Genomic DNA, 20,984 nt, shown 5'->3' on the forward strand with positions numbered 1-20,984 from the left:
GGGGCGCCTGGGCGCTGCAGTCCGCGCCATTACAGGGATCTGAGCCTGTTTTCGACGGCCGGCACGATCCGGGGACGTGAGAGCCTAGTCCGCCGCTTCGTGGATCACACCGGGCATTTTCCCTGTGACTGGACCGTCGGTAATCCTGATGAGTTTGTCGCCCATGAACGCTCCATCCTGAACCTGGCGTTAGCCACCATCCGCGCCTACCCGACCCATCTGAAGGTGTTCTGCGATTCCTGACCGATCCTGTCTATGAGTGGGACCGGATCTGCAGTCAGGGGTTCGGCCTCTCCCCCGCCCAGATCATCACCGAATTCAACCGGGCACGCCACGCCCAGAACAACGAGCAGGCACCCACGAAGAGGCCCTTCACCCGGGCCGAGCTGCAGGGATTCTTCGACCTTGACGACGACTAAGACCGGCACCCGCGGGCGGCCGCGTTCCACCGGTGAACACCATGCGCCCGATGCGGGCGCATGGCTGCCAAGATCCGCGTAACCTGGCCCGACGGACCAATCTGCGGGATCTGCTTCACCATCGCCGTGCGGACCCGCGGACCCGCGGATCCTGCCCGGGCTGCGGTGAAGGCAGGCTCCTTCCCGGCAGAAACACCGAAACGGCCGACGTCTGCCGGGACTGCGCCAGCATCACCACCAACATGACCTGCGAGGGCTGCGGCACCGAAACCGAGAGGTTCCGCGCCGGCCACTGCATCCGCTGCGTGCTGCGCGCAGACCTGGACCAGCTTCTCCACCCCAGCAGTCCCCCGAATCTGCGCCATAAACGCCTGATCGGAGTCCATGCGGAGACCGATCGACCGGAGAGCATCTACACCTGGATGCGCGGGGCCAAGGCCAAAGAAGTCCTCACCGGACTCGGTACCCGCGGCATCGCGCTCAGCCATGATGCCGTTGACGCTCTCCCCGGGTCCCGGTCAGTGGAACACCTCCGGGTAATCCTCATCCATCACGGCATGCTCCCGGACCGGGACCGCCAACTGGCAGCCTTCGAAGGCTGGCTGGCTACCCGACTCCTGGACTCGCCGGGACACCTCACATCCAGGCGCCGATCGAACGGTTCGCCCGCTGGCACCATCTCAAACGCCTCCGCGCAATGGCCGGTCCAGGGAAGACACTGAACACTGCCGTCCGCTCCGCCAAACAGGAAATCACCGAGTCCGGGAAGTTCCTTGCCTGGCTCATCGCCGACCACGGACCCGCCTTCGCCGGTATGAGGCAGGCCCACGTCAACGTGTACTTGGCCGCGGGGCCGTCGACCCGATATGCCATCCGCACGTTCATCGTCTGGCTCATCAAGAACAAGGAGATCGCCAGGCTCGAAATACAGCACCGCTACGCCGTCACGAAGCCCCTGATTACCCAGCAACTACGCATCGAACTCATTCGTTGCTGCGTCGAGTCAACGAAGCACCCCTGACTTTCCGCGTCGCTGCCCTGATCCTGCTGCTCTTCGGCCAGCCCGCCGGCAAGATCGCTGCATTGAAATGTTCGGACCTCCAAGCCCTGCCCGACGGGCTGCACCTGAGCCTGGGGAACATCCCTACCCTGTTCAGCCTCGCCGGGACCGCCCGGTCCGGCAGGTTCGGGCAGAACCGGCCGGTCCGGCTCACCCGTGAACAGATCGCCGGGCTGCTGGACGCCACCCGCGAAGCCACCAGCAGGACCCTCGCGCGGAACACGGCATGATCGCCGCCAGCTACGCCGGCCGCATCCTCGCCCGCGCCCAGAACACTCCGCGGTTCTGGACGTTCTGCGGTCCTCACCCGGGGTGTTTGGGTCAGTGCCCTCGAACGGTGCTACGGCTGACTCCGATGACTTCGTCGATGTTCCGGACCGTCATGTCTTCCTGCGTGAGAGACATGGTGCCGCGTTTCACACGAATAATACGTCCGTCCCATCGCCGGCGTTCGAGACATGTAAGGATTCCACCCGCGACGGCTGCTGCCCAGGTTGGCATGATGGGGGCATGGCCTACCCCTCGGAACCCCTCGCCCGGATCGGCATCATTGGCGGCACCGGCCTGTATCGGGTCCCGGGCGCCGCCGTGCTGGAGACACTGGACGCCGCGACGCCGTTCGGCCCGCCCTCCAGCCCCGTCACCCTTGTACGGCTGGCCGCACCGGACGGTCCCGGAGGCGCGGACGGTCCGGTGGTCGCGTTCCTGAGCCGGCACGGCCGCGGACACAGCATTGCCCCGCAGCAGATCAACCACCGCGCCAACCTCTGGGCCCTCAAGAGCATGGGCGTGGAGGCGGTCATCTCCTCCGCGGCAGTGGGCGGACTGGTTCCCAGCCACGGAACCGGCACCTTTGCCGTCCCCGACCAGTTTCTGGACAGGACCTGGGGCCGGGCGGACACCTTCTACGATGGCTCGATGCCCACCGGGGTGCAGCACCTGCCCGCCGCCGAGCCTTACAGCGCCCCGCTGCGCGCCGCACTCATCGCCGCTCTCGAGCTGCAGGGCGAACACTTCGCGCCGGCAGCCACGGTGGCAGTCATCAACGGGCCACGCTTTTCCACCAAGGCCGAGTCCGCGGCCCTGATCCAGGCCGGTGCGCATTTGGTCAGCATGACCCAACACCCCGAGCCGGTGCTGGCGGCGGAGCTGAACATGCATTTCGCCGCGCTGGCGTTCATCACGGACGCCGACACCGGCCACGACGGTTCCGAACCCGTGACCGCGGAGTTGGTGCTCGGCCGCCTGGCAGCCGCGCAGCCGCGGATTCTGGCCGTGCTGTCCGCCGCGGTGCGGAGGGTGTCCGCGGGGCTGTCCGGCGTGGAGCCGTCGGACGACGGCGGATTCCCGCGGATGACCCTCATGCCCGCCGACGCCGTGGCCACTGTGATGGGCGCCGCCGGACCAGTCCGCCCCGGCACTGGACGGAGCGCGCCGTGAAAATTCTGGTCACGGGTGGAGCCGGTTTCATTGGCGGCCACATCGTCGATGCCGCATTGGCCTGCGGATGGGAGGTCCGGATCCTGGATTCGCTGGATCCGGCGGTGCATCCGGATCGACCGCCAGGAAATCCCGGCGCGCCCCTGCTGGTGGGCGACGTTGGGGATGCATCCACCGTGGCTGCTGCGCTGGAGGGGATCGACATCGTTGTCCACCAGAGCGCCAAGGTGGGCCTCGGCGTGGACTTCTCCGATGCGCCGGACTACATCCGCAACAATGACCTGGCCACGGCCGTGCTCCTGGCAGGAATGGCCTCTGCCGGCACAGACAAGCTGGTCCTGGCCTCCTCCATGGTGGTCTACGGCGAGGGCGCCTACACAGACTCCGCCGGACGGCCGGTGCGGCCCGGCCCGCGCCGGGTGGAGGACCTGGACCACGGAATCTTTGACCCCCGGGACCCTGCCACCGGCGGGCTCCTGCTGCCCGCGCTAGTCACCGAAGACGCGGCGCTTGACCCGCGGAACGTCTATGCTGCCTCCAAACTGGCCCAGGAAAACCTGGCGTCGGCGTGGGCCCGTTCAACCGGAGGGACTGCCGCCGCCCTGCGGTACCACAACGTCTATGGCCCCCGGATGCCCAAAGACACCCCCTATGCGGGCGTGGCCAGCCTGTTCCGCTCGGCCCTGGCTCGTGGGGAGGCGCCGCAGGTGTTCGAGGACGGCGGCCAGCGCCGCAGCTTCATCCACGTGGCGGATGTGGCGGAGGCAAACCTGTGCGCGATTCAGGCGTTGGCGCAGGGCCGGGTCATGGCTCCGGGCAGCTTCAGGGCGTACAACGTGGGAGCCCCGGAGGTCCACACCATTGCACAGGTGGCACGGGTCCTGAGCGCTGTCGGCGGCGGCCCGGTCCCTGTGTTCACAGGCGAATTCCGGTTAGGCGATGTCCGGCACATCACCGCCAGTTCGGCACGGGCCACGGCCGAACTGGGCTGGGCTCCGCGGCATAGTTTTGAGGACGGTCTGCGCGAGTTCGCCACCGCCCCGCTGCGCGGGGACCGGACCTAGACGGCCCGTCCCAGGTTTTCCTGTCCGGCTGGTATCCGCAGCCGGAACTGGCACCCACCCTCAATGTTGGCAACCTCCAGGGTGCCACGGTGGGCCTGGACGATGCCGTGGACCATGCTCAGGCCTACGCCGGCACCGCTGTAGCGCGATTTGGTGCGTCCGGTGTCCTTCTGGCAGCCCGCGGTGAGCATCCGGGGCAGGTCCTCCTCCGGGATCCCGCCGCAGCCGTCGCGCACCTCCACCACCGCTTCGCCGGCCGTGGAGGTCACGGCAATGGACACGGTGCTCCCGTGGGCACTGTACAGAATGCCGTTAAGGACCACATTGCGGATGGCCCGGGACAACGACGCCCCGTCGGCGGCCACCATGGTGGGAGCGACGGCGTCGCCGTTGATGGCAATGGCCCGGCTGGCCGCGACAGGGGCGAGGTCAGCTATTGCGTCGCTGACGACGTCGTACAGGTCCAATTGCTGGTGGTCCAGCACCAAGGTTCCGGCCTGGATCTTGGAGAGCTCCAGCAGGTCATTGACCAGCACGGCCATCTGGTCGGCCTGGCCGATGATTCTCTGGTGGTAACCGGACGCATCCTCGGCAATGCCGTCCTCCAGCGCCTCGGCCATGGCGCGCATGCTGGCCAGCGGGGTGCGCAGGTCGTGGGAAACCCAGACCACCAGTTCGCGCCGCGCGGCCTCCACCGCCAGTTCCCGTTGTCTGGATTCTTCCAGTTTGTGGCTGGTGGCGGCCAGTTCGGCGGCCAACGCGGACAGTTCGGAGGTCATTTTCCGTTGCGGTGCCACGCTCTCGCCGCGGCCGATTCTGGCCGCGTCGCCCACTAGCCGGTTGGTGTTGCGCGCCACCCCCACGCCCAGGAGCACGGCGACGGCAACCGCCACAAAAGAGGCGATCGCCAGAATAACCCACATCACTTGCAGGTCCGCCGCGGTAATGAACATGGCATTGAAGGCAGTCACGATTCCCGCCACCAGGATGGCCAGGGTGGCCAGAACCACGAGCAGGATCTGGACCACAATTGAGGTGCTGCGGAGCAGTCGCTGCAGCACCACTGTCACGGCGCCGATGGCTATGGCCCATGAAAGCACAACGGTGACAATGGTGAACAGATCGCCGCTAGTCACGGCTGGCCGTGCCGTCGTCAAATCGGTAGCCCACGCCCCACACCGTTTTCAACAGCAGGGGTCTGGTGGGGTCGGCCTCGATTTTTTCGCGCAACCGGCGGACGTGCACGGTTACGGTGGAGAGGTCGCCAAAGTCCCAGCCCCAGACGGCCTTGATCAGGACGTCGCGGCTGAAGACCTGGTTGGGGCGGCGCAGAAAGAACGCCAGAAGGTCGAATTCCCTCGCTGTCAGGGTGAGGTTCTCATCGCGGTATCTGACGATGCGCGAAGCCGGGTTGAGGACAAAGCCGGCCAGTTCCACGGGCTGCTCCGGCGTGAATTCCTTGATGCTGCGGCGAAGCACGGACTTCACCCGCAACACCAGCTCACGGGGCGAGAAGGGCTTGGTGACGTAGTCGTCAGCGCCCATTTCCAGGCCCAGGATGCGGTCGTCTTCGGTGCCCAGCGCGGTGAGCATGATGATGGGCATGGACTGGGTGCGGCGGATCCTGCGGCACACCTCCGCCCCGTCCAGGCCGGGCAGCATGCGGTCCAGGATGATCAGGTCCGGGTTGCGCGTCTGGGCCAGGTGCAGGGCACTGAATCCATCGCCAGCCATATCCACCTGGAAGCCTGCCAGCACCAGATAGTCGTGCACCACCTGGGCGATGGTGGCCTCGTCTTCAACGAGCAGGATGCGCCGGTTGCCAACGTCCACGGCGTCAGCGTCGGGCTGGACAGTGTTCACGTTCCCAGCATAGTTTCGTGCGCGCCGCTGCGAGTCCGTTCGGGGCTGCCGGAGGGCAATCGTCCCGTTTCCGTAAGGATTTCCGTCTGCCTTTCCGGGCCCGCGGATTCTACGGTCGAAGAGTGGAGAAAATGCAGAGCAATTCGCGCGATGGAACCGATATGGCCAGCGGCCGCGGCGGATCGGACAACGACGCCGGGGGCGCGCCCGCCGTGTTGGTGGATGTGGTGTTGCCCTGCCTCAATGAGCGTTCGGCCCTTCCCCAGGTGCTGGGGGCCCTGCCGCCCGGATACCGCGCAATCGTGGTGGACAACGGGTCCTCCGATGGCTCCGGCACGCTGGCCGCCAGTCTGGGGGCCGCCGTCGTGCTCGAACCGAGGCGCGGCTTTGGCGCGGCGGCCCATGCAGGGCTGTTGGCTGCCACGGCGGAGTTTGTGGCCTTCTGCGATTGCGATGGTTCGCTGGACCCTGCCCAGCTGGCCCCGATGCTGGAGCTGGTGCGCACCGGGCGTGCCGATCTGGTGCTGGGTGCCCGGCGGCCGGCCCGCGGTGCGTGGCCGATCCATGCCCGGCTGGCCAACATCGCCCTGAGCCGGCGGCTGCGCCGAATGACGGGGATCCCCGTCACGGACTTGGGCCCGCTTCGGCTGGCCCGGCGCAGCGCGTTGCTGGGGCTGGACCTCACGGACCGGCGCAGCGGTTATCCGCTGGAAATGTTCCTCAAAGCCCACCACGACGGCTGGCGGGTGGCCGAGGTCCCGGTCGCCTATGCGCCGCGCCTGGGGAAGTCCAAGGTGACGGGCACGGTGCGCGGAACTCTGACGGCCCTCAAGGACATGAGGGCGCAGCTGGACGCCGCCTCGCGGTGGGCGCCAGGGGCGACAGCCGGCGGGCGAGCTTTGGAGAGACCTCCGGCTGGCGGACCTCCAGCCGAAACCCAGGGAACCATGCCATGAACCTCACCATCGCCGTCATCGCCAAAGAATGCATCCCAGGCAAGGCCAAGACGCGCCTCACTCCTCCGCTCACTCCAGCGCAGGCCGCAGCCCTGGCCCAAACCAGCCTCAGCCAGACGCTGGAGATGGTGCGGTCCCTCCCGGCGGCCAGGCGTTTGCTGGTCTTTGACGGGACGCCGCTCCGCAGGGACGCTGCGGGTTTTGAAGTGGTTGCCCAGGACGCCGGCGGGCTGGACCAACGGTTGGCGGCCATCTGTTCGCTGGGTACCGGCCCGCTTCTGATTCTGGGCATGGACACGCCCCAGCTTTCGCTTACAGCACTCGACGGGCTGCTGGCGGACTGGTCCGCCCCGACGCCCCGCCACGACGCCTGGATCGGCCCGGCGTCGGACGGCGGCTTTTGGGCTCTGGGGCTGCACCGGCCCGACGGCGGCCTGGTCCGGGGCGTGGAAATGTCCACCCCGCATACCGGGGCGCACCAGCTGGCCCGGCTGGCCAGCGCCGGCCTGGCTGTGGGTCTGCTGCCCATGTTGACGGACGTGGACCACTTTGCCGATGCCATGGCCGCCGCCCGCGATTGCTCCGGCACCCCGTTTGCCCGCTCGGTCGATCGCCTGGCCCTGGTGTTGCCGGCGGCGAAAGTGCCGGTTTCGGTGCCGGCCGACGAACCACCCCGAGAGGCGGCCCGGTGATGAGCACCCAGACAGCCTCCACCGATGCCGGTACTCGGGCGGGCGGCGCACCTGCAGGGGGCACCATCCCGGTTGCCTTGTTTGGTCAAGGAGGACACGAGCCCTACGCAGGCAGCCTGTCCCTCGGACTGGGGCACCTGACGCTGCGCCCGGATTCTGCCCGACCGGATTCTGCCCGACCGGAACCCATCGGGCCGGTCCACTTCAGCGTGCTCGGCTGGTCCGCCCCGGCCACCGCCTGCGAACGCGAGCTGCTGAGCGCCCTTAGCGGACCCGTTCTTGATGTGGGCTGCGGCCCAGGTCGAATGCTTGCCGCTGCCCGGGAACTGGGCTTGGCCGCAATGGGCGTTGACACGAGCGCCGGAGCAGTGCGGCTGGCCACCAGCCGCGGCGGCGCCGCCATCCACGGCTCCATCTTTGACCCGGTCCCCCATGAGGGAGGTTGGGGTTCGGCCCTGCTGCTGGACGGCAACATCGGCATCGGCGGGAACATACGGGTGCTGCTGGAGCGTGTTGCCTCACTGCTGGCCCCGGACGGGCAGGTGTTGGCAGAGGCCGAAACCCCCGATTCCCTCGACGTGGCCTATCTGGCCGTGCTGGAGGATTCGGCCGGACGCGTCAGCGCCGCCTTTCCCTGGGCCCGCGCCGGCGCGAAAGCGCTGGCCGCCCATGCGGCCCGGGCGAGGCTGGCCTCCGTCGCCACCCGGACGGTTCAGGGCCGGGTCTTTCTGACGCTGGAACGGCGGCTGTAAAGTCCGACGTCGGCCACGACCCCCGCCGCGGCCACCACCAAAACCAGCCAGAAGAGGCCCAAGGCTTGCACGTAGTCCCCCTGCAGGACTGTATCGTTGGCACCGCTTCCCAGACCGCTTGGCTGAAGCACCTGCTGGGCGCGAATCAGTGGGGCTGCCAGTAGGGTCACCACGGCCCCCACCAGCAGGGCCCCGCGCACTATCCCTGCTGGACAGGGCGCAGCCCATACGTCAGCCGCGACAATCCGCCGCCAGCCAACGTTGTCAACGGGACCAGCACGCCGTCATGCACCAACAACGCCACGGCAAGCCAGGCCGCCACGCCGACCAACTGGGCAGGCGGCACATTTGCCAGGAATCCAAAAAGGGCATGACCGAGGGCTGCCACGCCCAGGGCGCCCAGCGCCGCCCGCACCCACCAAAACGTTCCGCGTTCCACCGTCGCCGGCGGACCCAACAGTGGCAGCCGCATCACATCACCTCCACTTTGTGCACCCGTTTGGTCTGCAGCACCCCCGGGCGGCCGGGGGCGATGAACCGTGCGGGATAACCGTGGTCAAGGTCCAGCGGCGCGCCGTTGAGTTCAAGCGCCAGTAACGTCTTGTCGTCCTGGCTGTACGCGGCGGGCATGAAGGAGCGCCCAGAGACTCCGCCCTTCTCCAGACTGGAAATCTGCAGCTCGGCGTCCGCCGGCGCGCCCACAGTGGCCATCAGGTCCCGGATCCGGACACCGCGCCATTGGGCGCCCTGGCTCCAACACTCCACGCAGGCGATGGGCAGCCCGTAGCTGTATTGGGGGAGGGCGGCCAGCTGGGCCCGCGTAAACGTCTTCTGCACCGATCCCGAGGACACGGTCAGCACCCAGTCGGGGGCCAGCGCAGCGCCCGCGACACCTGCCTGGGCCGCGGTCCAGTTGATCGGTACCCCCTGCGGACCCGTATCCATTCGGCGCGGCGCGAAGAGGTTCAGGCCCGCCAGCCAGGCGAAAGACTGGCCCGCTGTCGTCAGAACAACGACGCCGGCGCTGGCGGTGATTGCCGCCAGGAACCCCCCTGCGGCTCCAGGAAGGCCCCATTGCAGGCAGCACGGCAGCCGGGACCGTTTCGCTGTCCGGCACTGCGTCGGCGGCAGTCCGCGATGGCGGCCGCTTCCGACCGACGGTTCCAGTGCGCCCTGATGAGCGGCAGCTTTACCGTAATATGCAATGCCAGCGATCCAATGACCACCCAAGCCAGCCAATAGTGGACGTCCTTGAAGGAGAACGGCCAGGGGTACCAATGGAATGTGTTGAGCAATCCGATGGTGACCTCCACCAGCGAGGCGGCCACAAAGAGCGCAATCGAGGCCCGCTCCAGGCCGTGCACCACAGATTTCAGCGGCGGCCAACGCAACAGTTCAGGGAATACGGACCAAAGCTTGGCCGCCAGCAGCGGGATGGAAGCTATCCCGCTGGTGACGTGGATGCCCTGCGTGGCCGCATACAGCCAAACCGGGCGGGTGGGGAAAACCATCCACCCGGAGGGATCCTGCAGGAGGCGGCTAAACAGCCCCGTCAAGAAGCACACAGTGAGCGCCATGCCAAGCCAGCGGCCCAGCATCACCGTCAGCCGTTTGCTCCGCAAGCGGGAAGAAAACCGTCCGTCCACCGACTCCATCCGCTGTTGGAGGAGGACGGTCAATCTGTCCATATCCACATCAGACCGCTGAGGCCCCCGCGCCAGACCTTACGAAACGCGAACGCTCCCTTGGTTCCATGGCCCACCGGCCTGCACACGGTGCAGGATCAAGGGGTGAGCGAATCAACACCCCGCCGTGCACATGGCAGCCAGGCGCCCGGGCCAGCGGGCAACAGCCCGGCGGGAACCGGGCCGCTGCACACTGGCGCCACGGTGGCGGCGCTGGCGCTGGTGGCATTGCTCGCTGGCGCCGTCTGGTGGACCGTCACCACCGATCCGTCAGCGGAGTGGGTGTCCCCCATTGGCACGCTGGCGGCCTGGGCACTTTTCCTCCCGGCCGCCCTGATGGCACGCCGAATCCGCGCCCGGCACGCGGCCGCCGTCGTGCTGCTGGGCTCCCTGCTGCTGGGTGCCGCGGCCATTTCTGCCCCGCCCGCCACCAGCAACGACTCCGCCCGCTATGCCTGGGACGGCATCGTCCAGAAGGCGGGAATTTCCCCCTACCGGTATGTGCCGACCGATCAGGCACTGCGGCCGCTGCGGCCGGCATGGCTGTTTCAGGACGCCGGACCGGACCGGACCTGCCACACCAACCCCTTTCCCACCGGCACGGAGACCACCACCGACATTCCCGGCGGCGGCACACTGTGCACGGCCATCAACCGGCCCACCGTGCCCACCGTCTACCCGGCCGTAGCGGAGCTCTATTTCCTCGCCGTCCGGCTCATCCCCGGTGCCGACGGGGGGTTCATGACCTTCCAACTGGCCGGGCTGCTGCTGAGCCTGGCCGTGACAGTGCTGCTGCTGGCGTTCCTGCGCCGCACCGGCCGTCCGGCACACCAGGCAGTGTGGTGGGCATGGTCTCCGCTGGTGGCCTTTGAAGCCGTCAACGGCGCCCACGTGGACACACTCGGCGCCGCCCTGGCGCTGGCCGCCGCTCTGCTGCTGGTGGGCGGGCGCCCGCTGGGTTCCGGAATGGCCTTCGGGGCGGCGGTGGCCACCAAGCTCATTCCCGCCATCAACGCCCCGGCCCTGCTCTACCGTCGGCCGGTCCGCTTTGTCGCCGCGGCCGCGGGCACGTTCGCTGTGGCGTACGTGCCGTATGTCCTCGCCAGCGGCTGGGCAGTGCTGGGCTATCTGCCCGAATACCTTCGCTCGGAGGGGTACGCCGGGCAGAACAGCCCCCGCTTCACGCTGTTGAAGCTGGTGCTCCCGGACAGCTGGGCGACACCGGCGGCACTGGCGCTGCTGCTGGGTCTGGCCCTGTATGTCTGGCGGACCACCGACGCTGCCCGGCCGTGGGACGGGCAGGTTTTCATGGTCGGGGGGACGTTGCTGCTCGTCTCGCCCAGCTACCCGTGGTACGCGCTGCTGCTGCTGCCGTTCGTCGTGCTGAGCCGGCGCTACGAGTTCACCGCCATCGCTCCCGTGCTGGCAATGATGTACCTCACCGGCGCCGAACCACACGGCCAGCTGGTGGCCAGGCTGGCCTTGGGCGCAGCCGCCGTGCTCATCGTGGTTGCCACAGTCGTGAGACAACGGCGTTCCCCGGTTTGAGATGGGACCATCTTGGCGTTATGAAACGCGGCCACGGCTGCGCTGTCCAGATGGTTGAGCACCTTGTACCGGCCGGCCTCAAAGACCTCGCCGCTGGTACTGGTCCATAGGCAGCGTCGTTACCGAGGATCCAGCCCCAGATCAACAGCGGGATGCCCGAAAGAATCCCACCCAGGTCATTGGTTCAAGGATGGGTCCAAGAAACATCAGCGGGTCCGGCCATGGCATGATCTTATCCGGCCAAAGCCTGTGCACGGCAGGCACCCCGCTCCGCCCTCCGGTGCAAGTGCGTACTACTGTTGGCCAGATGGCGGTTTGTAGTCGTTGAGGCGCGAGCCCTATGCGGCAGCTGTCCGCTTTAGGTGAGGGGTTAGGCCTGCCTGTGCTGCCAAGGCGGGGTGTTAAAGAAAAAGACAATAGCAGCGATCACCACGCCAGCGGCGAAGATGGTGGCCACATGGATGGATAACGCGGTGCCGTTATACATAGTGATGCCAACAGCCAGCAGCGAGGTCACCAGGAGGAGCAGGGCTCCCCAGTGATGCCGGCGCAGTCCCGCCAGAACCAGCAGGGCGGGAACCGTGTACCAGATCATGCTTGCCGTTCCCATGGAGTTGATCTGGCTGATGACGCTCTCCGTCCCCGGTATCGCGGCCACGACCGGCCGGAAAAACATTGAGGTACAGTGCAGGATCAGCCCCAGCACGCCGACCACCGTCGCCGCGAGGTCCAGTGGTGTCAGCCTGCGCTCGAACCGAGTGAAGGGTAATCCGGGCACGGCCAGCCGGAGAATCACTAAGACAAGGGCAACGCTGGCGAGAGCCAGCACGAACATGGTGGACATGGGTCCACCCTATCCAGCACCTCAACCCCAGTGGTTCCTCTGGTTTCTGGATAGCAGCCTGACACCATCCTGGCGGAGTTCCGGTGGGCGACACATGACGGTACAGGGTCCCACGTGACGCCGAGCTCCTGGCGGAGGTCGCTGACTTTGGTTTCCCGGCCGCCCCATGGATGTGTCGGGCCGCACTTTGCCGGACGACATTTGCTCTGGCTCGGCCACTCAAAAGACTCCTCAACCAACGCCGTGGCACGCAGACATGTCCCAAAAGGAACAAGCCATCGCCCGCGTCACGCCCCCGGACACCGCTCCTGACCGTTACCGGCCACCGGACCCCACCATGGCCTTCCTCGAGGCCCTCGGACTATGCCCGCAAATCCCGGTATCTCACCCCGCTGAGCAGGAGCTATACCAGAAGGTCGGCATAATCCAAGTTCGTCAATGAACATCTGCTCGACTACTGCCATGCGCGCCAGATCACCTTCACCCGGTCCCGGCCAGGGAACAAAAACGACGGCGCCCAAGTGACGCAAAAGAACTGGGCAAGTGTCCGGGAACTGGTCGGCTACCTCCGCTACGACACCGCCGCGGCGCTGGCGAACTCAACGAAATCTTGGAGCTGGACCGGGGCCAACCAACCCGCCGCGGTGAAACCAATCAACAGGGCATGGAACAACTGAGAATCCGGAGGTTCTTCAATGAGGCAACAGATCCCCGTCGAAAAGCGGCTGGGTGGCCACGGACTGCTGTCCTCCGGCCACCGCGTACTGTGTTCCCTTCGGAGTCGCGGATGAAGGCCATCCACTCATCGGTTTCCGACGGACCCAGGGTGGCGTCGTTAGGGTGGAAAATGACGTGCGGCAATGCCACCACTTCCACTCCATTGCCCTGCAGGACGCCGATGCTGGTCCTGACGTCCTCGACCTCCAAATAGAGGACCGACGACGGCGCCCCGCGCTCCAGCAGGAGCCTGACGCCGTCGAGATCGAAGAACAGGAGTCCTGGCGGGCCGTAGACCGCCGTAGGCTGCACCCCGAGCAGATGTGAATAGAACTCTGCTGCCCGCTGGAGGTCATGTGCCTGCTGGGCCTTCTGGATCAGACGCACTGTGCCTCCCGCTTGATGAGCGCCGCTGTTCTCCCGGTCATCATCCTCGCTCCTCTGTGGCCGGGCAAGCATCAGGACCGGAACGACGCCGTCCCCGGGCTAGGCTCGAAGCCATGAATTCCAAGACCAAACAGTCCACGCGCGGCCCCCGGCCAGCCATTATTGCCGCAGCCCTGTCAGACGCATTCCTGATTCTGGTCTTCGCGGCGATCGGCAGGGACGCCCACCAGCGCGGCGACATCGTCACCGGAGTGTTCCTCACCGCGTGGCCGTTCCTGGCTGGGGCCGCTGTCGCCTGGTTTGCGGGGCGGGCGTGGCGGCATCCGCTCTCCATGGCATCCGGCGTCGTGATCTGGGTTGGCGCCGTCGCCGGCGGCATGATCCTGAGGGCGGTGACGGGACAAAACGTGGTTGTTGCCTTCGTGATTGTTGCACTCTTGAGCCTTGCCCTGTTCCTGGTGGGCTACCGGGCACTTCTTGCGCTGGTAGGCAGGCCTAAAAAGTCGTGAATGCGCTGCCGGACACGCGTCCGGGCCACGCCTGATGAACACCGCCATGTAATAGGCTGGCGTCACCACAGAGTCTTGCCGGGCACAGCTACGGCCAACAGATCCGGAAGGATTGAACAGTGATCACCGCATTCGTTCTGATCAAGACCGACGCCGCGCGCATCCCCGAAACCGCCGAGGAAATTTCCGCGATCCCAGGCATCAGCGAGGTCTACTCTGTAACAGGCGAATGGGACCTCATCGCCGTAGCCCGCGTTCCCCGGCACGAGGACCTGGCTGACGTCATTGCCGACAAGCTGTCAAAGGTACCCGCGGTGGTTCACACCACCACACACATTGCGTTCCGTGCCTACTCGCAACACGATCTGGACGCGGCGTTCGCGCTCGGCTTCGAGCAGTAGGACCGCTCCCCGGAAGACGCGGGCCCGGCTTTACAGCCGGGCCCGCGTCTTTTCCTGTACGTATGTCACGGCCGCGTCAGCGATACCCACTTATCTAGGACCGCAGCGGCGGCACCCGTATCAATCGACTCTGCGGCCCGGGCAAGCGCCGAACGCATACGCTCCAGGAACGGGCCATCCGACGATTCATCAAAGGCCACCAGTCCGGCGGCCGCGTTAAGCAGCACGGCATCCCGTGCTGCGCCGGTCTTGCCGGCAAGAACATCACGGACGACGGCGGCGTTCGCCTGGGCGTCCCCCCCGCGGAGTTCCGCCACAGTCGCGGCACGGATGCCCAGCTCGGCCGGCTCAAAATTCAGCTCAGAGACAGCGCCGTCGCGGATTTCCCAGACGGTGGAGGGACCCGTAGTAGTCAGTTCGTCCAGGCCGTCATTGCCACGGAAAACCAGGCCACGGCTGCCCCGCTTCGCCAGGACGCCTGCGACCAGCGGAGCCATCCGGGCATTCGCCACTCCCACGGCTGAGGCCTGCACCAGTGCAGGGTTGGTCAGCGGGCCCAGGAAATTAAAAGCGGTGGGGATGGCTAGCTCCCGGCGGGGCACGGCCGTGTGACGGAAAGACGGGTGGAATACCTGCGCGAAGCAGAAAGTGATTCCAGCCTCCCCCGCGTTGCGTGCCACCTGAGCCACCGGGAGGTCGAGCCTGACCCCCAGTGCTTCAAGCACGTCGGCCGACCCTGAGGACGAAGAAGCTGCACGGTTGCCGTGCTTTACGACCTTCGCTCCAGCGCCCGCAGCTACAAGGGCAGACATGGTGGAAATGTTGACGGTATTGAGCTGGTCACCGCCGGTACCAACGATGTCCAGCTTCTCACCGGGAATATCGATCGGTGTTGCATGGCGCAGCATCGCGTCCACCAGGCCCGAGATTTCGTCGACGGTTTCCCCCTTGGCGCTGAGGGCAACCAGGAATCCGGCGATCTGCGAAGGGGTCGCCTCCCCGGACATGATTCTGTCCATCGCCCAAGCGGTATTGTCCGCTGTGAGGTCAGTACCGTTGATAAGAGCCGATATAAGCCGCGGCCAGGTGTTGCTGTCCGCCGGCGCGGTTGCCTGAGAAGTCACCTCCTGATGCTATCGAGCCACCTCGGACCTGACCAATGTGAACGTCGCCGGGAACTTTTCGCACTGATTTCGCGTCTTTGTAGAAAAAGTCCCCCGAAAAGGCGGTTCGCGTTGGGAAGTACGGACTTTTATAGACATAATGTCTATGTGACATCTGCGACCCATGCCCCCAGTACCCCTGCGCACCCCACGCTGAACCGCCCCAATATGGTTTCTGTCGGAACCGTAGTCTGGCTGTCCAGTGAGTTGATGTTCTTCGCCGGTCTCTTCGCCATGTACTTCACGCTGCGCTCCACGAGCGGACAGATGTGGGCGGAAGAGACAGCCAAGCTCAACTTCCCCTTTGCGCTCGTTAACACGATCGTCCTCGTGGCCAGTTCCTTTACTTGCCAGATGGGCGTCTTCGCCGCCGAACGGCTGCAGCCTCGCAAAACAGGCGGCCCGTTCCAGCTCTCCCGCTGGGGCATGAACGAATGGTTCACGCTGACCTTCGTTATGGGCGCGTTCTTCGTCGCCGGCCAGGCAACGGAATACGCGATGCTGGTTTCAGAGCACGTTTCGCTCTCATCCAATGCCTACGGCTCAGCGTTCTACATGACCACCGGCTTCCACGGCCTGCACGTCCTCGGCGGCCTCATAGCTTTCCTCTTCATCATCGGACGCTCGTTCGCAGCAAAGAAGTTCGGCCACTTCGAAGCAACCTCCGCGATCGTCACGTCTTACTACTGGCACTTTGTGGACGTTGTCTGGATCGGCCTCTTCCTGGTCATCTACGTACTTAAGTAGTCAAGCTTTGATTCCTTTTCTACAAGAGGCAGAATTTCAAGAAGCGGCTCACGGAGCCGGCGCACGATCGAATAAAGGAACCACCACGTGAAGGCTCTCTCGCAAAAGCGGCGTCACCCACTCGCAGTAATCGCGCTGCTACTGATGGGACTCCTCGTCACTGGTGGGCTGTACGCCGTTGCCACCACCGTCAACGAGGCCAAGGCGTCCACCACCAGCTTCAGCACCAATGACAGCGCCGAGGGCGAAAAGCTCTTTGAAGCCAACTGCGCCACCTGCCACGGCATGGGCGCGAGCGGCACCCAGGATGGCCCCTCGCTGGTTGGTGTCGGTGCTGCGTCGGTTGACTTCCAGGTCGGTACCGGCCGGATGCCCATGCAGATGAACGGTCCCCAGGCATACAAGAAGCCGGCCCAGTTCAACGATGAGCAGACTCACCAGCTTTCAGCCTACGTAGCTTCCTTGGGGGCCGGCCCGGCAATACCTGAAGAACATCTGCTTGATGAGCAGGGTGACGCTGCCAAGGGTGGAGAGCTCTTCCGCGTGAACTGCGCCATGTGCCACAACGCGGCAGCCGCCGGCGGTGCACTCACCCGTGGCAAGTTCGCTCCCGCCCTTGCCGATGTCTCCGGCAAGCACATCTACGAAGCGATGGTCACCGGACCGCAGAACATGCCCGTGTTCAGTGACACAAACGTTACCCCCGAGGGCAAGCGCGACATCGTCACGTTCCTTAAGCAGATCGAGGCCAACGGCTCCCCCGGCGGCGCCGACCTCGGCGCCCTCGGCCCGGTCTCTGAAGGACTTTTCGTCTGGATTGCAGGCCTGGGTGTCATCATCGCGTTCACCATCTGGCTTACTTCCCGGACGTCTTAGGCGCAACGGGAAACCTAAGAACTTCTGCTGCCCAGTCAGCAGTTTGAAATTGAAAACTAACCTGGCAAACGCCGGGACGAGAGAAGGATGAGGCGAATTATGGGCAACCATAGTGACGGCAGTCCGAACCACTCGGGCACCGTAGCTACGGCTGGTCAGAATGAGGTGGAGAAGTTCCAGGATCCTGGAATTCCCCCGCATCGTTTGCGCCTGGCCGACACGGACCCGAAGGCCGCAAAGCGTGCAGAACGGCAGGTCGCCGTACTTTTCGGCGCGTCAGTTGTCGGCACCCTGATCTTCCTGGTGGCGTACTTCGCCATCGACCTGGGCGATGGCACAAGCATCGCCACCATCCGGCTTCAGAACGCCCTGCTGGGCCTTGGCACCGCGTTTGCGATGCTCGGCATCGGCACCGGTATTGTGCACTGGGCTAAAGCCCTGATGCCGGACCATGAAGTCTCCGAAGAACGCCATCCCATCCGCACCGAAGAAGACCGCCTGGCGGCAGTCCGAATCGTGGATGACATCGTGGAAGAGACCGGCATCAAACGCCGCCCACTCATCCGCAACACGCTGCTCGGTGCTATGGCCCTGGCCCCGCTTCCCGCAATTGCGGTTTTCGGCGACCTCGGCCCCCGCCCCGACCGGGCGTTGGCCCACACGATGTGGGCCCCGCAAGAAGGCAAACTCAAGCGTCTCACTCGCGACCCCGACGGCACACCTATCAAGGCCTCTGACGTCACCATCGGCTCGGCTTTCCACGTAATTCCTGAGGGCCTGAACGAACTGCATGAAGGCAAGCTCAACGAAAAGGCCAAGGCTGTTGTTTTGCTGATGCGTCTGGATCCAGCCTCGCTGAACCCCTCGGAGGGCCGCGAAGACTGGAGCTACAACGGAATCGTTGCCTACTCCAAGATCTGCACCCACGTCGGTTGTCCCGTTGCTCTGTACGAGCAGCAGACGCACCACCTGCTGTGCCCGTGCCACCAGTCCACCTTTGACCTCACCAACGAGTGCAAGGTGATCTTTGGACCGGCCAGCCGGCCCCTCCCCCAGCTGCCGATTGCAGTGGATGCCGAGGGCTACCTGGTCGCAACCAGCGACTTCAATGAACCTGTAGGACCGAGTTACTGGGAGCGTGATGAGCATGAGCGCAGCATCAAGAGCTGAAGCCCCCGCCTTCGTCGCCAAGACTAAAGCCGGACGCATCACTGATTTTGTTGACGCGCGGGTTGGCGGATCAGGAATCCTGCGCGAATTCGGACGCAAGGTATTCCCCGACCACTGGTCGTTTATGTTCGGTGAGGTTGCGCTCTACTCCTTCGTCATCCTCCTGCTATCGGGCACGTTCCTGACCTTCTTCTTTGATCCGTCCATGGCGGAAACCCATTACAACGGCTCATACGTGCCGTTGAAGAACGTCGAAATGTCCGTTGCTTACAGCTCGTCGCTGAACATTTCCTTCGACGTCCGCGGCGGCTTGTTCATGCGCCAGGTGCACCACTGGGCTGCACTGCTTTTCGTCGCCTCGATCGCCGTGCACATGCTGCGCGTCTTCTTCACGGGCGCCTTCCGCAAACCGCGTGAAATGAACTGGGTTGTCGGCAGCGTCCTTCTGATCCTTGCCATGGCAGCCGGCTTCACCGGCTACTCCCTCCCCGATGACCTACTCTCCGGCAACGGCCTGCGGATCATCGACGGTGTTATGAAGGCAATCCCGGTCGTCGGAACATACATTTCCTTCTTTTTCTTCGGTGGCGAGTTCCCAGGGACGCTCGTGATCGGCCGCCTCTACATGCTGCACATCCTGCTCGTGCCCGCGCTGATCCTTTTGATGATCGTCCTGCACCTCTTTATGGTGGTTGTGCACAAGCACACCCAGTACCCCGGCCCGGGCCGCAACGACGGCAACGTTGTTGGATACCCGCTCGGCCCTGTATACGCAGCCAAGGCAGGCGGCTTCTTCTTCATCGTTTTCGGTGTGATTGCCCTGATGGCGGCATTCTTCACTATCAACCCGATCTGGAACTACGGCCCCTACGATCCGTCACCGGTATCCGCCGGTACTCAGCCTGACTGGTACATCGGGTTCGTTGACGGCGCCCTCCGGCTCATGCCCGGCGTCATCGGTGACTTCAAATTCGAGTACGTCGTCTTCGGATACACCCTGACGCTGAACGTCCTGCTGCCCGCACTGGTGCCCGCAGGCATTCTGTTCACGGTGATGTTTATGTACCCGTGGATCGAAAGCTGGATCACCAAGGACACCCGCGAACACCACGTCCTGGACCGTCCGCGGAACGCCCCCACCCGCACCGCCATCGGCGTCGCCGGCTTCGTCTGGTACTGCGTCATGTGGGCAGCCGCTGGTTCGGACCTCATCGCCACACACTTCCACGTGTCCCTGAACGATGTGACGTACTGGCTCCGCGCCTTGTTCTTCATCGGCCCGGTCATCGCGTTTATGGTTGCCAAGCGAGTAGCCCTCGCCCTGCAGCGCAAGGACCGCGAAATCGCGCTCCACGGCCGGGAAACAGGACGCATTGTCCGCCTTCCGCATGGCGAGTTCATAGAAGTGCATGCGCCCCTGGATGAGTACAAGCGTTACAAGCTCGTTGGATTCGAATCCCCCTCACCGCTGCCGGCGGTACCCAACGACCACGGCATTGTGACGCGCAAGGAAAAGCAGCGTGCGTTCCTGTCCAAGTGGTTCTTTGAGGACCGTGTTGCACCGGCCACGCCTGCAGAGCTGGAGGCCGCACACGGCCACCACGCCCACCCAGCCGTAGAGGCCGGCGAGGAAAGCAAGAGCCTCAGCCACTAACGCTCACAGCAGTAACGGGAAAGGCCCGGTCCATTTGGACCGGGCCTTTCCCGTTACTGGCAGCCGCCGCTGTTGCCTCCTGCCGGCCCGCTACTAGTGGTTGCGGTAGCCCAGCGATTGGTTCCGGGCAGGCCTCGCACCTGGCCGCTGGAGCGGTACCCATAGTTTGTAGCGGTCGGCCCGGTAGTACGAAACTGAGTAGTCCACCATCGCCCGGGCAACAAAGGCGTGCCTCTGGATTTTGAGCAAGGGGGCGCCGACGTCGACATTGAGCAGGCGCGCCGTAGAGGGGGAAGCTGCTGTCGCTTCGATCATGTCTTCCCCCCACTCCATCACGAGGCCGAACTGCTCACTCAGCACGTTGTAGAGCGATGTTGGGGGCTCGCCGTCCAGAAGACCCGGGACTCGCTGCGCCGGGATGAAGTTCTCGTCCACGCTCATGGGCTCTCCGTCCGCCAGCAGCAGCCGACGGAAGCGGACCAGAGGTGTCCCCTCCTCCACCTGCAGTTCCCGCGCCAGGAAGGCGCTGGCGCCGATCTGTTCAAAGCTCAGGACCCTGGCGGCCGGGACCATGCCGCGGCGTTGCATCTCTTCGCTGTAGGAAGTGAGCTTCACCTGAAGGTCGAGTTTGGGCTTCCGCACGAAGGTGCCGAGGCCGACAACTCGCTCGAGGACTTCTTCGCCGACCAGGGCATCGATGGCCTGCCGGACGGTCATCCGGGCCAGGCCGAACCGCAGGGCAAGATCCCGTTCCGAAGGCAGCGCAGATCCAGGCGGACAGGAATCGCTGATGTAGGCCCGGAGGATCTCCCTGAGCTGGATGTAGATGGCAGTCCCGTTGCTGCGGTCAATCTCGCCGGCAACGCCGCGGGCATCAGCAGCCACGGAGGTACGTCCTTGCTTCAGTTTTCACTGTCCAAGCTTAAGGCAAGCAGCGTTGCTGGACTAGACCAGTTCCAGCAACGGACCGCCCCCTGCTCCCCCCGTTTGGTCGCGCAGCCATCCAGCCGGATATATTGGACAGGAAATTTAGCGAT

The 20,984-nt window shown here is 65.1% G+C and carries 24 protein-coding genes; 15 read left to right on the top strand and 9 right to left on the bottom strand.

Annotation, left to right across the window (positions count from 1 at the left end; all coding sequences use genetic code 11):
- Window positions 1-451: 451 nt before the first annotated feature.
- The 5 genes from ACZYZ4_RS03335 (at window position 452) to ACZYZ4_RS03355 (ending at window position 3,983) form a co-directional block, all read left to right on the top strand.
- Window positions 452-1,141, top strand: coding sequence for a hypothetical protein (locus ACZYZ4_RS03335; protein ID WP_463858183.1), 690 nt, complete (start codon window positions 452-454; stop codon window positions 1,139-1,141).
- Window positions 1,117-1,440, top strand: a complete 324-nt coding sequence (locus ACZYZ4_RS03340) for a hypothetical protein (RefSeq protein ID WP_463858185.1) — start codon at window positions 1,117-1,119, stop codon at window positions 1,438-1,440. The genes ACZYZ4_RS03335 and ACZYZ4_RS03340 overlap by 25 nt, the downstream gene beginning before the upstream one ends.
- Complete coding sequence (locus tag ACZYZ4_RS03345; RefSeq protein ID WP_463858186.1) at window positions 1,410-1,709, top strand: hypothetical protein; 300 nt, start codon at window positions 1,410-1,412, stop codon at window positions 1,707-1,709. Before ACZYZ4_RS03340 ends, ACZYZ4_RS03345 begins: the two co-directional genes overlap by 31 nt.
- Window positions 1,710-1,989: 280 nt before the next feature.
- Window positions 1,990-2,919 carry an MTAP family purine nucleoside phosphorylase gene (locus ACZYZ4_RS03350; RefSeq protein ID WP_463858188.1) on the top strand — a complete coding sequence of 310 codons (930 nt, stop codon included), beginning with the start codon at window positions 1,990-1,992 and terminating at the stop codon, window positions 2,917-2,919.
- Entirely contained in the window at window positions 2,916-3,983 is a 1,068-nt protein-coding gene (locus ACZYZ4_RS03355; protein ID WP_463858189.1) for an NAD-dependent epimerase/dehydratase family protein, read from the top strand. The genes ACZYZ4_RS03350 and ACZYZ4_RS03355 overlap by 4 nt, the downstream gene beginning before the upstream one ends.
- On the opposite strand, the gene ACZYZ4_RS03360 is transcribed toward ACZYZ4_RS03355, so the two are convergent.
- A complete protein-coding gene (locus tag ACZYZ4_RS03360; protein WP_463858190.1) occupies window positions 3,980-5,119 on the bottom strand; it encodes a sensor histidine kinase in 1,140 nt (379 codons plus the stop codon). The two genes, ACZYZ4_RS03355 and ACZYZ4_RS03360, sit on opposite strands and share 4 nt — an antisense overlap.
- Window positions 5,112-5,846, bottom strand: coding sequence for a response regulator transcription factor (locus ACZYZ4_RS03365; RefSeq protein WP_463858192.1), 735 nt, complete (start codon window positions 5,844-5,846; stop codon window positions 5,112-5,114). The genes ACZYZ4_RS03360 and ACZYZ4_RS03365 overlap by 8 nt, the downstream gene beginning before the upstream one ends.
- Before the next feature lie 131 nt (window positions 5,847-5,977).
- Between ACZYZ4_RS03365 and ACZYZ4_RS03370 the strand changes: the two genes are divergently transcribed.
- Genes ACZYZ4_RS03370 through ACZYZ4_RS03380 form a run of 3 tightly spaced genes read left to right on the top strand, consistent with a single transcriptional unit; the run spans window position 5,978 to window position 8,246 of the window.
- Window positions 5,978-6,802 carry a glycosyltransferase family 2 protein gene (locus ACZYZ4_RS03370; protein WP_463858194.1) on the top strand — a complete coding sequence of 275 codons (825 nt, stop codon included), beginning with the start codon at window positions 5,978-5,980 and terminating at the stop codon, window positions 6,800-6,802.
- The gene (locus ACZYZ4_RS03375; RefSeq protein ID WP_463858196.1) at window positions 6,799-7,494 is read left to right on the top strand and encodes a TIGR04282 family arsenosugar biosynthesis glycosyltransferase; all 696 of its coding nucleotides are present in this window, start codon (window positions 6,799-6,801) and stop codon (window positions 7,492-7,494) included. Before ACZYZ4_RS03370 ends, ACZYZ4_RS03375 begins: the two co-directional genes overlap by 4 nt.
- Complete coding sequence (locus ACZYZ4_RS03380) at window positions 7,494-8,246, top strand: methyltransferase domain-containing protein (protein WP_463858198.1); 753 nt, start codon at window positions 7,494-7,496, stop codon at window positions 8,244-8,246. Before ACZYZ4_RS03375 ends, ACZYZ4_RS03380 begins: the two co-directional genes overlap by 1 nt.
- A 199-nt stretch (window positions 8,247-8,445) precedes the next feature.
- Here ACZYZ4_RS03380 and ACZYZ4_RS03385 read toward each other — a convergent pair whose 3' ends face one another.
- Genes ACZYZ4_RS03385 through ACZYZ4_RS03395 form a run of 3 tightly spaced genes read right to left on the bottom strand, consistent with a single transcriptional unit; the run spans window position 8,446 to window position 9,934 of the window.
- Window positions 8,446-8,718, bottom strand: a complete 273-nt coding sequence (locus ACZYZ4_RS03385; protein ID WP_463858200.1) for a hypothetical protein — start codon at window positions 8,716-8,718, stop codon at window positions 8,446-8,448.
- Window positions 8,718-9,191, bottom strand: a complete 474-nt coding sequence (locus tag ACZYZ4_RS03390) for a molybdopterin-dependent oxidoreductase (RefSeq protein ID WP_463858202.1) — start codon at window positions 9,189-9,191, stop codon at window positions 8,718-8,720. The genes ACZYZ4_RS03385 and ACZYZ4_RS03390 overlap by 1 nt, the downstream gene beginning before the upstream one ends.
- A 59-nt stretch (window positions 9,192-9,250) precedes the next feature.
- The gene (locus tag ACZYZ4_RS03395) at window positions 9,251-9,934 is read right to left on the bottom strand and encodes a hypothetical protein (protein ID WP_463858203.1); all 684 of its coding nucleotides are present in this window, start codon (window positions 9,932-9,934) and stop codon (window positions 9,251-9,253) included.
- Window positions 9,935-10,036: 102 nt separating this feature from the next.
- Here ACZYZ4_RS03395 and ACZYZ4_RS03400 point away from each other — a divergent pair, with 102 nt between their 5' ends.
- Entirely contained in the window at window positions 10,037-11,479 is a 1,443-nt protein-coding gene (locus ACZYZ4_RS03400; RefSeq protein WP_463858205.1) for a glycosyltransferase 87 family protein, read from the top strand.
- A gap of 370 nt (window positions 11,480-11,849) precedes the next feature.
- Here the strand turns inward: ACZYZ4_RS03400 and ACZYZ4_RS03405 are convergent, their stop codons facing one another.
- Window positions 11,850-12,323, bottom strand: coding sequence for a hypothetical protein (locus ACZYZ4_RS03405; protein WP_463858207.1), 474 nt, complete (start codon window positions 12,321-12,323; stop codon window positions 11,850-11,852).
- A gap of 654 nt (window positions 12,324-12,977) precedes the next feature.
- On the bottom strand, window positions 12,978-13,427 hold the full coding sequence (locus ACZYZ4_RS03410; RefSeq protein ID WP_463858208.1) for a VOC family protein: 450 nt from the start codon (window positions 13,425-13,427) through the stop codon (window positions 12,978-12,980).
- A gap of 113 nt (window positions 13,428-13,540) precedes the next feature.
- Between ACZYZ4_RS03410 and ACZYZ4_RS03415 the strand changes: the two genes are divergently transcribed.
- Together ACZYZ4_RS03415 and ACZYZ4_RS03420 are read left to right on the top strand one after the other, a co-directional pair.
- Window positions 13,541-13,936 carry a DUF3054 domain-containing protein gene (locus ACZYZ4_RS03415; RefSeq protein ID WP_463858210.1) on the top strand — a complete coding sequence of 132 codons (396 nt, stop codon included), beginning with the start codon at window positions 13,541-13,543 and terminating at the stop codon, window positions 13,934-13,936.
- A 119-nt stretch (window positions 13,937-14,055) separates the two neighbouring features.
- Window positions 14,056-14,337, top strand: coding sequence for an Lrp/AsnC family transcriptional regulator (locus ACZYZ4_RS03420; RefSeq protein ID WP_463858212.1), 282 nt, complete (start codon window positions 14,056-14,058; stop codon window positions 14,335-14,337).
- A 65-nt stretch (window positions 14,338-14,402) separates the two neighbouring features.
- Here ACZYZ4_RS03420 and trpD read toward each other — a convergent pair whose 3' ends face one another.
- Window positions 14,403-15,461 (bottom strand): anthranilate phosphoribosyltransferase, encoded by a 1,059-nt coding sequence (gene trpD, locus ACZYZ4_RS03425; RefSeq protein ID WP_463858214.1) that lies wholly within the window; start codon window positions 15,459-15,461, stop codon window positions 14,403-14,405.
- Between the two features lie 147 nt (window positions 15,462-15,608).
- Between trpD and ctaE the strand changes: the two genes are divergently transcribed.
- The 4 genes from ctaE (at window position 15,609) to qcrB (ending at window position 19,947) form a co-directional block, all read left to right on the top strand.
- Entirely contained in the window at window positions 15,609-16,247 is a 639-nt protein-coding gene (gene ctaE, locus ACZYZ4_RS03430; RefSeq protein WP_463858216.1) for an aa3-type cytochrome oxidase subunit III, read from the top strand.
- Window positions 16,248-16,334: 87 nt separating this feature from the next.
- Window positions 16,335-17,123: a cytochrome bc1 complex diheme cytochrome c subunit gene (qcrC, locus tag ACZYZ4_RS03435; protein ID WP_463858218.1), complete on the top strand. Its 789-nt coding sequence runs from the start codon at window positions 16,335-16,337 to the stop codon at window positions 17,121-17,123.
- Window positions 17,124-17,222: 99 nt separating this feature from the next.
- Complete coding sequence (gene qcrA, locus ACZYZ4_RS03440) at window positions 17,223-18,293, top strand: cytochrome bc1 complex Rieske iron-sulfur subunit (RefSeq protein WP_463858219.1); 1,071 nt, start codon at window positions 17,223-17,225, stop codon at window positions 18,291-18,293.
- Window positions 18,271-19,947 carry a cytochrome bc1 complex cytochrome b subunit gene (qcrB, locus tag ACZYZ4_RS03445; protein ID WP_463858221.1) on the top strand — a complete coding sequence of 559 codons (1,677 nt, stop codon included), beginning with the start codon at window positions 18,271-18,273 and terminating at the stop codon, window positions 19,945-19,947. Before qcrA ends, qcrB begins: the two co-directional genes overlap by 23 nt.
- A gap of 93 nt (window positions 19,948-20,040) precedes the next feature.
- Here qcrB and ACZYZ4_RS03450 read toward each other — a convergent pair whose 3' ends face one another.
- Window positions 20,041-20,832, bottom strand: coding sequence for a GntR family transcriptional regulator (locus ACZYZ4_RS03450; protein ID WP_463858223.1), 792 nt, complete (start codon window positions 20,830-20,832; stop codon window positions 20,041-20,043).
- Window positions 20,833-20,984 lie beyond the last annotated feature (152 nt).

The sequence above is a fragment of the Pseudarthrobacter adonitolis genome (genome assembly GCF_055412845.1).

Excerpts from the sequence above, each read along its gene's own strand:
- ACZYZ4_RS03340 (WP_463858185.1), top strand. The coding sequence starts at position 1,117 with ATGGCCGGTCCAGGGAAGACACTGAACACTGCCGTCCGCTCCGCCAAA.
- ACZYZ4_RS03350 (WP_463858188.1), top strand. The coding sequence starts at position 1,990 with ATGGCCTACCCCTCGGAACCCCTCGCCCGGATCGGCATCATTGGCGGC.
- ACZYZ4_RS03370 (WP_463858194.1), top strand. The coding sequence starts at position 5,978 with ATGCAGAGCAATTCGCGCGATGGAACCGATATGGCCAGCGGCCGCGGC.
- ACZYZ4_RS03375 (WP_463858196.1), top strand. The coding sequence starts at position 6,799 with ATGAACCTCACCATCGCCGTCATCGCCAAAGAATGCATCCCAGGCAAG.
- ACZYZ4_RS03380 (WP_463858198.1), top strand. The coding sequence starts at position 7,494 with ATGAGCACCCAGACAGCCTCCACCGATGCCGGTACTCGGGCGGGCGGC.
- ACZYZ4_RS03385 (WP_463858200.1), bottom strand. The coding sequence starts at position 8,718 with ATGCGGCTGCCACTGTTGGGTCCGCCGGCGACGGTGGAACGCGGAACG.
- ACZYZ4_RS03390 (WP_463858202.1), bottom strand. The coding sequence starts at position 9,191 with ATGGATACGGGTCCGCAGGGGGTACCGATCAACTGGACCGCGGCCCAG.
- ACZYZ4_RS03395 (WP_463858203.1), bottom strand. The coding sequence starts at position 9,934 with ATGGACAGATTGACCGTCCTCCTCCAACAGCGGATGGAGTCGGTGGAC.
- ACZYZ4_RS03405 (WP_463858207.1), bottom strand. The coding sequence starts at position 12,323 with ATGTCCACCATGTTCGTGCTGGCTCTCGCCAGCGTTGCCCTTGTCTTA.
- ACZYZ4_RS03415 (WP_463858210.1), top strand. The coding sequence starts at position 13,541 with ATGAATTCCAAGACCAAACAGTCCACGCGCGGCCCCCGGCCAGCCATT.
- qcrA (WP_463858219.1), top strand. The coding sequence starts at position 17,223 with ATGGGCAACCATAGTGACGGCAGTCCGAACCACTCGGGCACCGTAGCT.
- qcrB (WP_463858221.1), top strand. The coding sequence starts at position 18,271 with ATGAGCGCAGCATCAAGAGCTGAAGCCCCCGCCTTCGTCGCCAAGACT.